Genomic DNA, 12,417 nt, shown 5'->3' with positions numbered 1-12,417 from the left:
ATGAAATCTGAAAATTTTGAAACCATAGCTATACGCACTCAAACCGAAAGAAGTTTACATAAAGAGCATTCGGCACCAATTTACCTTACTTCGAGTTATAAGTTTGATGATGCGGAAGAAATGCGTGCTTTATTTGCCAACGAAAAAGAGGGGAATGTATATAGCCGTTATTCAAATCCAAATACATCAGAGTTTATCGAAAAAATGTGCCTGTTAGAAGGAGCAGAAGATGGTTTTGCCACTGCAACGGGGATGGCAGCTATTTTCACCACTTTCGGGGCTTTCTTAAAAAGTGGCGATCATATTGTTTCCAGCCGCTCAGTTTTTGGTTCTACTCACCAGTTGTTAACCAATGTGTTTTCGAATTGGGGTGTAACTTTTGATTATGCCGATTTAGATAAACCTCAGGATTGGGAAGGTCTGATTAAGCCTAATACCAAAATGATCTTTGTCGAAACCCCTTCTAATCCAGGTATCGATATTATTGATCTCCAGTTTTTAGGTGATCTGGCCAAAAAACACAATACCTTACTGGTAGTTGATAATTGTTTTGCTACGCCTTACCTGCAACAACCCATTCAGTTTGGTGCACACATTTCTATTCACTCTGCTACAAAGTATATCGATGGACAAGGGCGCGTATTGGGTGGTATTGTTTTAGGTAGCAAAGCACTGATTGCCGAAGTGGTAGGTTTTGCCCGTCACAGTGGTCCGGCTTTATCGCCGTTCAGTGCATGGATTTTGTCTAAAAGTTTAGAAACTTTGGCTATCCGCATGGACCGCCATTGTGAAAATGCATTAAAAGTAGCCGAATATTTAGAAAAACATCCGAAAATTAAACTGGTGAAATATCCGTTTTTACCTTCGCACCCACAGTACGAAATTGCCAAAAAGCAAATGAAGCAGGGTGGTGGAATTGTAACCATTGTGGTTGATGGCGGTATTGATGCAGCCCGTAAATTTATGGATGGTTTGCAAATGTTCTCGATCTCGGCAAATTTGGCCGATACACGTTCGATTGCAACACACCCGGCAACCAGTACGCACAGTAAACTTACTGAAGAGCAACGCAACGAAGTAGGTATTGAGCAGGGATCTATCCGCTTGTCAATCGGTTTAGAACATATTAACGATATTTTAGCTGATATTGAGCAAGCTTTAGCTTAGGTTCTACTAAAAAATAAATAAGTAAAAATGGAGATGTTTTTTAGCATCTCCATTTTTGTTTTGTATAGAGCCTGTTATTCGTATTTCGAGAAATCTACTGCAAATATGCAACGGTTAACCTGACTGCCATTGTTAGCACCGGCATTGGGTTCAAATTCGGTTAAACTCCATAAATATCCGTATTGGGCTTCAAAGTATAGAGATTCAGCTCCGTATGGCCACCTGTATCTCACAGTGTTGGTATCGCCGTCTGTATATCTGGCTAAACGGGCAGTAGATCCATACGACTCGCTTGGCGATCCGGTGCAAGAAAGCCAGGTTCTGTTGCCTTTTCTAAACACGCCTTGTATGCCATGTGCATGGTCTGAAGCAAATAAACTGTTTTTAGGGATTACGGTTTGAATGCCCGAGTCTTGCAGTTCGCCCGATGTGTTGATCGGAAATCCGAAAATTTTGGGTACAATCGATGCATCTGCGCTACCTGCGTAGTACTGGCCTGTCCATAACTGGTTGTTTTCGTAATTTACCTGAACTGTAGAATAGGGGTCAGCATCATTAATTTTATAGTAACCTACTTGCGGAAGTATATAACGGTAATTAAAAGCATATAGGTTGCCGCTTGCATCCTTGCCGCATTTACTGTCGGTGCCGGTTCCTGTAGTTACTTCAATAATTTTATCTAAATCAAATACCCTTAATCCAAGGCTGGTACTACTTAAATAAACTTTGCCGTTAAAGTAGGCTATTCCGCCGGCATGCACATTTAAAGGTGCATAAACGCCATATTGCGTATAATCTAAGGTGCCGGTAGGAAGTGTGGGTTGTACCAGTAAAATATGTCTGTAAGTTAAATAAGTGGCCGAACTTGGGCTGATATCGATAAGGGTTATTCTCGATCCTTTGCTTTCTGCAGCATCTTTGGCATACCAGCTAACCAGCAAATAACGCACACCGTTTCTGGAGAAACCGGCAATTCCCTGTGGGCGCCATATAGACGTGGTTTCATCATCTTCATTCCACCTTATACCGCGAACCCTATTTTCTTCAGGGATATTAAAACCATATACTTCTGTATAAGCACTGCCGCCAATGGCCACACGGTTTTTATCAACCTGTGTTGGGTTTAAAAAAGTAAAACCGTTATTGATGTAAGCCGATGTATTGGTGTAAGCATTAACACTGGCAGCAGCACTGGTTTCTGCTGCTGTAGCCATGAGACTGTTTTTCTTTTGATTTGTTGTGCTGGCTTTTTCTTCAGTTAACGTGTTCTTTTGACAGGAAACTGCAAATAAGCACGAAGCTAATAGTAACAGGAGGATGTTTTTCTTCATGATTTTCTTTAAAATTTAATTGGTTTTAAAAGGTTGTTAGGGTTAAAAACTAGGCATGTAAAACTTGAACAAGTTAAAATGTATATATAAACTTAAAAATCAGGGGGTGTTAAGGATTGGTTATGTTTAACCTATTTTCCTCGAAAAAACTATATTTGATGAATCATCAAAATGTTACCTCAATGAGAATAAAGAATTTCAGTGCACTGCTGGGCTTAGCCCTTTTTTTTATAACCAAATCTAATTTTGCCCAGGAGCTTAGCATGCTTCCCCAGCCCGAATCAGTTAAAACGCTACAGGGTAAGTTTGTTTTCTCGGGTAGTACGGCCATTGTTGGTAATCAGGATAGTGTTTTTGCGATTGCTACTCAGGAAGTTAAGCTTTTGAAGAAAGATAGGGCAAGTGGGGTAAGCAATAAGCTATTGTTTGTAAAAGATGCCAGTTTAAAACCAGAAGCTTATCGCTTACGGATTAATCCTAAACAAATAACCATTGCCGTTAGCGATAAATTGGGTGCTTTTTGGGCTGTGCAAACACTAAAGCAATTGGCAGGAGCGAATGCATTTAAAACCAAAAATACCTGGACTTTACCTGCGCTAGAGATAAAAGATCAACCTAAATTTTCATGGCGGGGTGTACATCTTGATGTTTCTCGCCATTTTTTTGATATGGCTTATCTACACCGCTTTATCGACAGGCTTTCGTTTTATAAGTTTAATAAATTCCATTGGCACTTAACCGATGATCAGGGTTGGCGCATCGAAATCAAAAAATACCCTGAGCTTACAACAGTTGGGGCCTGGAGAAAATTGAATAACCAGGATTCAGCATGTTTAAAACTGGCCGAAACCAATCCCGATTACAAACTACCCGAAAAGCATTTCAAGGTAATTAACGGAGAAAAATTGTACGGTGGTTTTTATACCCAGCAGGAAATCAGGGAGCTGGTAGCCTACGCCAGCGCTAAGGGGATTGAAATCATTCCTGAAATTGATATGCCGGGCCACATGCAGGCGGCCACCAGGCAGTTTCCGTGGTTAACCTCAACAGGTTCAGTGCAAAAGGAAAAGAGCTTTACCGATCCGATTTGTCCCTGCAAGGAAACAACGTTTGAATTTGCAGAAAATGTTTTTAAGGAAGTTGCACAGCTGTTTCCTTCAAAATACATCCATTTAGGGGCAGATGAGGTTGAAAAAAGCAGCTGGAAGAATATTCCGGAGTGTGAGTCTTTGATGAAACGCGAGAACCTGAAAAGCATTGACGAGGTGCAGAGCTACTTTGTTAAACGGATGGAAAAATACTTCAATAGCCTAGGTAAAAAACTAATTGGCTGGGATGAAATTTTAGATGGCGGTGTTTCGCCAACGGCTACCCTGATGTATTGGCGTACCTGGGTACCAACAGCACCCAAACATGCGGCAGAAAAAGGGAACTATGTGATTATGACGCCTGGTGAATATTGTTATTTCGATGCCCAGCAAGATGCACATTCGCTGCAAAAAGTATATGGATTTAATCCAACTGGTTTTGGTCTTAATGCAAACGAACAACAATATGTTTTAGGTGGGCAGGCTAACCTCTGGACAGAATACATCCCGTCTGAGCAAAGGTTAGAGTATATGCTTTTCCCTCGTTTGCTGGCCATGTCTGACGTTTTATGGGGGCATCAGCAAAATTTCGAAACCTTTAGCCGGAAAATGGATCAGCAGTTTGCAGTTTTGGATGCCATGCACATCAATTACCGCTTTACCGATCTTAAAGGCTTTGCCGAAAATAATGTTTTTCTAAAATCGGCCTACCTCAATATCGAAGCGCCTAAAAATGCTGTTGTGCATTATACCACCGATGGAAGTACGCCAAAAATCGGATCTCCAAAATACATCAAACCCATTAATATCGATAAAACGCAAACCGTAAAAGCTGCCATATTTGGAGCTAACGGCAGGATGGGTGATGTTTTTACGGCCAATTATGTGCAAACCGATTACGTTGATGCCATATCGCTTAATCATCCAAAACCGGGTTTAAATTTTAGCTACTACCCTAAATTTTACAAGGTGGTAAACTTAATAGCAGAAGCTGATAAAACGAAAACTGCAACCACAGCTGCTATCGAAATTCCGGTTGAAGATAAAGCCGCGAGTTTTGCTACACGCCATAAAGGATTCTTTTACGCAGCTGAAGACGGTATTTATTCGTTTTTTCTTCGTTCTGACGATGGCAGTGTGTTGAAAATACAAAACAAAACCCTGGTTGATAACGATGGAATGCATTTTGCAATCGAAAAATCTGCTCAAATAGCGTTAAAAAAAGGCTATCATCCTTTTGAACTCTTGTTTCTCGAAGGTGGCGGTGGTTATACCCTGCAGTTAGAATATAGTATGGGTTCATCGAAACGCAAAGCCGTTTCTGCAGCTGATTTTGCTGTGGAATAATGGAGTGCTAAACATAAAAAAGCCGAATTTCTAAAAAATAGCCATGAACGATTTAGAATTTATTCTTTCTGAACTCAAAAATATTAGCGAGCCTGAATATTTGAAGAAAATGGCCCATTTTGGGATCGATATTTCCAAAGCTTACGGAATCCGGGTGCCAAACATCCGGAAACTAGCCAAACAGATTGGTAAAGATCAGGAGCTGTCGTTGTTGCTTTGGGAAACGGGTTTTCATGAAGCACGCCTGCTGGCCACTTTTATTGGCGATTATAAACAGGTCACAGTATCGCAAATAAACGCCTGGACAAACGATTTTAGTTCCTGGGATATATGTGATCAGGCTTGTGGAAATCTTTTCGTTAAAACGCCTTATTTTAAGTCGAAGCTATTGGAGTTTACGCAAGCCGAACCAGAATTTGTAAAACGTACGGGTTTTGTGCTCATAGCCGAAGCTGCGGTTCACCTTAAAAAAGAGCCCAACGAAACTTTCCTGGCTTTTTTGCCCGTCATTGAGCGCGAAGCTTACGATAACCGCAACTTCGTTAAGAAAGCCATTAACTGGGCGTTAAGGCAAATTGGAAAGCGAAATGCATTCCTGCATGAGCATGCCATTCAAACGGCAAATAATATCCTGGCTCAGAATAATAAAAAGGCAAATTGGGTGGCTTTAGATGCTTTGAGAGAACTGAACAGCGATGCGGTATTGGCCAAAATCAATAAAGACTAAAGCTTAAGGACCAAAGACTAAAGATACCAAAAGTGCACTCCAAACGCTAGCTGCTTATTTGGTGGACTATTTAAAGCGCTTTACGCCCAACGCTCTCCACCCTCTGCTCAGTCACTTCTTATCCTACATCAATGCACAGGTGGTGGCGTGGTATTAACTTTGTATCATAAACAAGAAAGGAAATTTATGTCACAGTTCATTTTGCACAAAGAAAACACCCGCGGTCATGCTAATCATGGCTGGTTAAATGCACACCACTCATTCAGTTTTGCTAACTATTACAATCCTGAAAGAATGCACTTTGGCGTGTTAAGGGTTTTAAATGATGACTTGATAGCTGGTGGAATGGGCTTTGGTGCTCACCCACACGATAATATGGAAATCATTACCATTCCGTTAGCTGGTGCAATTGCCCACAAAGATAGCATGGGGAATTCGGCGGTAATTAAAAACGGCGAAATACAGGTAATGAGTGCCGGTACAGGCGTTAGTCATAGTGAGTTTAATGCCAATGCCGACGAGGAGTTGAATTTATTGCAGATCTGGTTGTTTCCGAACAAGAAAAACGTTACGCCACGTTACGATCAGAAAACTTTGGAAGTTGCTGCCCGTCACAATAATTTTCAGCAAATCCTGTCACCAAATGCCAGCGATGACAACGTATGGATCCATCAGGATGCCTGGTTCTCCTTAGGTAAATTTGATGCCGGATTTGAAACCGAATACAAAATCAAAAAAGCTGGAAATGGTGTTTATGCTTTTGTAATCAATGGCGAGGTAACCATCAACGGTCAAACGTTAAGCAAACGCGATGCTATCGGTGTTTGGGATACAGATGTCATTAGCTTTCAGGCGAACAGTGCAGATGTTGAAGTGTTGTTGATGGATGTTCCGATGGAGCTGAACTAATTTAGAACAATCGTCATTTCGATCGTAGCGGAGAAATCTTTAGGTAGAGAGTAAAGGTTTCGCTTAATATGCGGTCGGAATGACGATTTGTTTTTTGTAGCAATGATGAGTTAAAATCTAAAAAAAACAATTATGCAAACTACTATACTTTACATCGGGAGGGATGCCGAAATTACTGTTGTGATGGATCGCTTACTCAATGCCAGGCCGGAGTGGAAGGGCATTTGTGTTTGTGCCGATGAAGAAGCAATTGCCATTTGCGAAAAACAAACAGTGGATTTGGTTTTGCTGGGAAACGGTATAAACCCTGAATGCGAAAAAGTATTAAGGACGAAACTTACCGCGCTTCAGCCCGGCTTAAAAATCATCCAGCATTATGGTGGGGGTAGTGGGTTGTTGTATGGAGAAATTATGTCGGCGCTAAATTCGTAAAAGAGAATTTCGTCATCTCGACTGGAGCGCAGCGTAATGCTGCCCGTACAGGCGGGGAGAGATCTTTAATTAGATTTCTCAACTCCGTTTCACTCCGCTCGAAATGACGGTTTATTTTTAAAAGATTTAGCTGACATTAACTAATGTAGTCTCTATCCTCATCACTCAACTCCTTTTTATTTCCCGTCGGCTGATTTTTTCGCTCAATCTCATCATCATAACTGCTTATTGTTTTTCTTGGCCTGCCCACAACAAAGCCGATAATGAAACCAATGATAATGCAGACACCAATAACCAAGAGTTTAGATACCGGAATGGTGGTAACCAAAAAGTCGAAATCTACAGGCTCGGTATTCACCATTAAAAAAATGGTTAGCAATGCCGTTAAAATAATAATCGAAATTGTTTTTGTACTCATGGTTTAAAAGCTATAATTGAATGAAAACTCTAATATCGGATTTTGATTGTAAATCTGATTAACAAAAACCAATCTTGCTCCTAAATCTACAACAGGCTGATAGCGCAAAAGGTTTACGCTGGTGTTTAATTCAACGCCATAGGTTTTAGGATCGTTAAACGTTGTGCCCTTGCCAATGTTCTCGTAGTGGCAAAATAAACCCGCCCTGAAATTACGTACATAAGCCAATGGGCCAAGTTCCCAATCCGGAAAGGCAAATGGAAAGCGGTAGTTCAAAAGCAGGCTGTTTTGCAATTTACTTTTTGCCTGGATATTGTTATAGCCGTACACCGTTGCAATTTCGGTAGCGTACTGGTTTACGCCTGTTGCTTTTTGATAATTGAAGCTCGCCAGAACAGAATGATTTTTGGCCAGGCCGGGGAAATATAGAAAACTTTCCAGCGCTAGTATTTCACCTTTCAGATTCTGATCAAACGGCTGGTGGTTATAGGTAAGCCTGAAAACCTGAGCCCACTTTGGCGCAATGTCTCTCTCGGTAGTGCGCACACTGTGGTTAAAAGTAAAATTGTATTCCATCGGAAATTTGAGTTCGCTGATAAAGTTAGTGGGCATGTTCTCGGGCATGTAACGTTGCGTAAAACTGGTAGCTGCATTCAGCGTAAAAGCGTAGTTCTCATTGCGTGCATTAAACGAAAGCGGGAGCGATGCATTCAACTTGATATAGTGTTCGCGCCAATCACCTTGCTGTACCGCATTTTTAGCACGGTAGAACGTTCGTTTTGGTCTGTTTCGATACAGAACGCTTAATACAGGATAAAGTGCTTTATAGCTAATATCTGCCGTGTATTCAAAACGCTTTAAATCGCGGTGATATTTTGCCCCGGTATAAAAGTCCATTGTGTTTAATAAATTGTTCGATTCGAGTTGCAGGCCAAAAATGTACTCGTTATCTATAATCGGAATAATACTGTGAACACTGAAAAGATTTAAGGCCGTTCGGTAGCGTTTAGCTTGGTAAGTGCTATCGGGAATGTTTTCGAAAACATTGCCAGTCTGTTCTTGCTGCTCTGCCGCTGCTGCAAAATCTACAAAGGCATTTTCTTCTACAGGTTTTTCTTCAATCTGTTTTTCTGCAATTTCATACCCGTTGATTTTGTAATCGTTAAAAACCATTTTTCCGTCGCTGGTTTCGCTTGGGTTAAAGGCGCCATATTTAGATGCACTTAACGCATTTATTTTTTTAGTGGCAATGTCGATATCGTAAATATTATCGATACCATTGAAGTGCGCGTTGAAAGCAATTTTGTCGTCAATAAAAACCGGTCTGCTCAATTGTTGCCGGCTGTTTTGGATTAACGCAGTTTTTTGTTCACCATCTATCAGACATAAATTTTTTCCTTTTTCAGTAACGCCGATATAGGTAATCTTTTTTCCGGTCTGATCGAAAGACGGCGTTTGGATAATTTCGTTTTCCGGATTAGGATGACTTTTTAAAATTTGCCCGGTTGTAGCATCAAGCTCTACCAGATTAAACTGGTTGTTCAGCCCAACACTGGCTGCCACAATTTTTTTTCCATCGTGAGAAAGGCTGGGAGAGAAGAGGCGGCTTTTACTGCTTAATTTTTTGAATTTTTTAGTCTTCAAATTGTATGAACAGATTACGCTATAGCTGCGTTGTTTGTAGCGTGGATCATAACGGATTTCATCCCAAACCAGAACATCATTTTTTAAGCTAAACCAAGGCTGTTCTTGATAGCCAATTCCGAATAATTTTTTCTCCGTTTGATCTTCGTTTATAATCACAAAATAACGAACATCTGTTTTGCTTTCCTTAAGCGCTAAAATTTGTTTTGGATTGATGCGTGTCGGTAAAAAATAGCTTGTGGCTAAAGCTGTTTTTTTATTCAGACTTGGATAGCTTTCTGTAGCCGATTTTTCTTCCTGCATTTTCCACTTCTCAGTAACCTGATCTTGTACCGATAGGAAATATTTTCGGGTGTTGGTTGCTGTGAATTTTTTTAAGCTGTTCGAAAAAGGGTAAGGTCTGACCGGTCTTTTTCTGATGTCGCCAAGCAAGCTGTCGGAAATGAATTGCCCGTATTTTTCTTTTAGGTTGGCCACCATCAAATAACCGGTTTGGTAGTAGCCCGGGGTAACGTCTTTGTTCGATCCGAAATAGGCTTTACTATAGCTAATTTTTTTGCCTTCCAAAAGTGAGGTACGGTAAGGCATGATCCAGTTGGGCTGGCGGCCCCGGCCCGAGTAGGTTAGTGCGGTCTCGTTCACAACGGCATCACCTTCGAAAAACCAGGTGGGAATGCCTGCGCCAAAGTAAGCGAAGTACACCAGCTCGGGGAAGGGGTGTGCTTGCGTTCCTGTCAATTTGTCAAACTGTGCAATGTGTCTAAGCTCATGTACTGCGAGGTTGTTTAGCCAGTCCTGACTATCGAAAAACTGCGGAGGAGTAGCATAGAATTCAGACTTCTTCGGAGCCAGCTGAACAAAGCCATTGGCCACTGTTCCGCGGTTCTGTAGCACAAGCGGAATACTGGTTTTTTGCTGCCTTAAACCCAGTCCTATTTGAGGGTAGATATAGGGTAGGGTATTGGCCATTCTTTGGGCTTCTTTTTCGAGTTCCTGGGGATAGATGATTTTAAAGCCTCCTGATAAAATATAGTTCCATTTTACACTAAGTGGGTTTTGTGCAGTGCTGAAAATCTGCCCAAAAACTGATGGTGAAATAAAGCTTAAGCTAAATGCACTTAAATAGCTGATAATTAATTTTTTGTTTGACTTTTTTAAATTCATTTAAATTCTTTGCTAAAATATTTAGTATTTCAAAAATTTCAAGTAGTCCGAATTGTTAATTTTTAATTTAACTGTTGATGTTTAAAATATTGATTTTTAATTATTAATGATTTTAACTTAAATCTATTAAATATTGTTTTAATTGAAAAATTTTTCAAAAAAATATGCTTTAATTGGTGTTATTAAAGCATTTTGTTTCTATTGTAATTTGACGGTTTAATTTACACTTATTAATCGATTTTCTTCAAAAAATTTTCACCCTATTTTGAAAAATGTATAGCTGTTAACGGAGTCTTCTGATTGTGAACAGTCTAAAAAATCAGCGTAAATATGGTGAGAATGCAAGTGTTTTTAACGGTAGATTAACGGTGTTTGGCTATCGGTTTACCTGGCCGTTTTAGACTTGATTTCGGTTTGAGAGTAGGCATTTTTGGTATTGTGATGCTACCCAATTAGCCTGGTTTTTACCTGGTAATTCAGTCTTGTTTTTTGCTTTTTGTAAGTGGTGCCGGAATTTGTTTTTCAGATTGTCGAGTAGGTTGATGACAAAATGTCTTGTGTTTTTGATTTGTAATTTAACTTTGATTTTTGATTTGTAGTCAAACTCTTCGAGTTGAAGCCCCGGTTTTTTAAGGCGATTTGGTCTTTTCGTTAAACAGTTTTTAATACTCATTTCGACCCTTGATTAGGGATTTTTATCCAAAAAATACATCGATTTTCTTGCTTCAAAAAGCTAGGTGCGAGGTGAAATTGTATGCTTTTTGCCTGTTTTGAAGCGAGGAATTAAGCGAAATTTCAATTTGTAAGGCAATTTCCTTGCGATATTCACCGTACGAGAGGGTTTTGCTGTGTTTTTTAATGGGCGGGTGTTTTTGGGGTAAAAAGTGCCATTATTGCTGTTTAAATTGTGTTTTTGACTGGTTTTTATACTTTTTAGCCAATGGGTGGGTTTGCATAGTTTTTAAAGCAATTATTGATAAAACTTCTTTTGTAAAGGCAATAAATAGCTTGTTTCTATGCTGTGGTTTGAGTGATTTTCTAACTCATGATTGACTCTTTTTTATCATGAGAAATGATTTTTGATCTGCTAAATAATACCATTTCGCTTAAGGGTTTTTTATTGATCTTTTGCTAGCTGCTCTTTTAATTTTTCTATGCTGGGCATTTTGAAGTAACCGATGTGCTTTTTGTTTTCTGTCTTTTGGTTCAAAAATATGTGGTTTTTACTTTCGTTTTTATAGCTCAAAATGTCTTTTTATTTCGGGAAAATGTTTGTAAACCACCTGGGTGTTTTACAGGTTTTATCCTGTGAAATTGGCTTATGTTTTGGTGTTTTTTTTTGTGACTTTTTGTGTTGGTTTTATCCCTGATTTGTTTTGTTTTTTTGCTTTGTTTCAAGTGTTAATATGATCTAATTTTTTGCTTTCTATTGGTTGGTGGTTATTATGTTTTTTAGTAGTTTTTGGTGCTCGATTTTATGATGGTATTTTCAGTTATTTTGATGTAATATATCGGTTAGTAAAATAGGCTTTTTTAGAACGAGGAAATTGTATTCTGTCTAGCCTTTTTTTAATATTTATCTGAATATCATTTGCTTCTTTTGAGGCTATTTTGTTTTAGATTTTCATTTTTTTAGTTTAATAATATCCTTGGTTTAAGGCGTCTCTTGTCATTAGTTATGATCAGGTAATTGGAGGGAATTTGGTTAGTTTTCGGTACTGACTGTTGCTCTTATTTGGAAAGCAGAACAACTTATTAATTGGTAAGAGAAGTATACGGCTATCTTGAATTAGTAATTGTTGCTTCGCCATTTTTTTAATCCATTTGGTAGGCTACTTATCTCCGGTTTAGTTTCCTCTTTTTTTGAGTTCTGTCTTCTTTTTTTAACACCTATTCTGCTTAGGAAGTGGATTGTTAAAGTTAATTGTTGCCTTCTCTTTTGCTTTACTAGTGTGCGTGTTTACGCGGTTTATTTGTTGGAATGTTGGTCGTCTTTTTTCCTGCTAGGCGTGTTCTTGTTATCCTATAGGCGCGTAGATCAAAAGCATGTTTTTAGCTCAATGAGTTACTTAGATTTGGCTCTGGTTTTATGTGTTGACAATTAGTTAGTTCATTTAAACTCGGTTGATTTGGGTTTACTGTGTTAGAAATTTTTTCTTAGCGAGAGGCATCGTTTTTTCAGTGTTGCAA

The 12,417-nt window shown here is 39.3% G+C and carries 9 protein-coding genes; 5 read left to right on the top strand and 4 right to left on the bottom strand.

The features are described 5' to 3' along the window. Entirely contained in the window at nucleotides 1–1,167 is a 1,167-nt protein-coding gene (locus DBR40_RS18890) for a trans-sulfuration enzyme family protein (RefSeq protein ID WP_124561297.1), read from the top strand. Between the two features lie 74 nt (nucleotides 1,168–1,241). On the opposite strand, the gene DBR40_RS18885 is transcribed toward DBR40_RS18890, so the two are convergent. Beyond that, entirely contained in the window at nucleotides 1,242–2,498 is a 1,257-nt protein-coding gene (locus DBR40_RS18885) for a hypothetical protein (protein ID WP_124561296.1), read from the bottom strand. A gap of 182 nt (nucleotides 2,499–2,680) precedes the next feature. On the opposite strand from DBR40_RS18885, the gene DBR40_RS18880 reads away from it, so the two are divergent. From DBR40_RS18880 to DBR40_RS18865, 4 genes are all read left to right on the top strand, one after another. Then, nucleotides 2,681–4,933, top strand: a complete 2,253-nt coding sequence (locus DBR40_RS18880; RefSeq protein WP_158674083.1) for a family 20 glycosylhydrolase — start codon at nucleotides 2,681–2,683, stop codon at nucleotides 4,931–4,933. A gap of 43 nt (nucleotides 4,934–4,976) precedes the next feature. Beyond that, nucleotides 4,977–5,660, top strand: a complete 684-nt coding sequence (locus DBR40_RS18875) for a DNA alkylation repair protein (protein WP_124561294.1) — start codon at nucleotides 4,977–4,979, stop codon at nucleotides 5,658–5,660. A gap of 186 nt (nucleotides 5,661–5,846) precedes the next feature. Further along, entirely contained in the window at nucleotides 5,847–6,569 is a 723-nt protein-coding gene (locus DBR40_RS18870) for a pirin family protein (protein ID WP_124561293.1), read from the top strand. Nucleotides 6,570–6,701: 132 nt separating this feature from the next. After that, nucleotides 6,702–7,001 carry a hypothetical protein gene (locus DBR40_RS18865; protein ID WP_124561292.1) on the top strand — a complete coding sequence of 100 codons (300 nt, stop codon included), beginning with the start codon at nucleotides 6,702–6,704 and terminating at the stop codon, nucleotides 6,999–7,001. A 136-nt stretch (nucleotides 7,002–7,137) separates the two neighbouring features. On the opposite strand, the gene DBR40_RS18860 is transcribed toward DBR40_RS18865, so the two are convergent. The 3 genes from DBR40_RS18860 to DBR40_RS18850 all read right to left on the bottom strand — a co-directional run bounded on the left by DBR40_RS18860 (nucleotide 7,138) and on the right by DBR40_RS18850 (nucleotide 10,900). Beyond that, on the bottom strand, nucleotides 7,138–7,419 hold the full coding sequence (locus DBR40_RS18860; protein WP_124561291.1) for a lipopolysaccharide assembly protein LapA domain-containing protein: 282 nt from the start codon (nucleotides 7,417–7,419) through the stop codon (nucleotides 7,138–7,140). 3 nt (nucleotides 7,420–7,422) lie between these two features. Next, on the bottom strand, nucleotides 7,423–10,227 hold the full coding sequence (locus DBR40_RS18855; protein WP_124561290.1) for a hypothetical protein: 2,805 nt from the start codon (nucleotides 10,225–10,227) through the stop codon (nucleotides 7,423–7,425). Between the two features lie 397 nt (nucleotides 10,228–10,624). Then, a complete protein-coding gene (locus DBR40_RS18850) occupies nucleotides 10,625–10,900 on the bottom strand; it encodes a hypothetical protein (RefSeq protein ID WP_124561289.1) in 276 nt (91 codons plus the stop codon). Nucleotides 10,901–12,417 lie beyond the last annotated feature (1,517 nt).

The sequence above is a fragment of the Pedobacter sp. KBW01 genome (assembly GCF_003852395.1).
In the GTDB taxonomy this organism is placed as follows: domain Bacteria; phylum Bacteroidota; class Bacteroidia; order Sphingobacteriales; family Sphingobacteriaceae; genus Pedobacter.
This window is presented reverse-complemented; position numbering and strand designations above follow the sequence as displayed.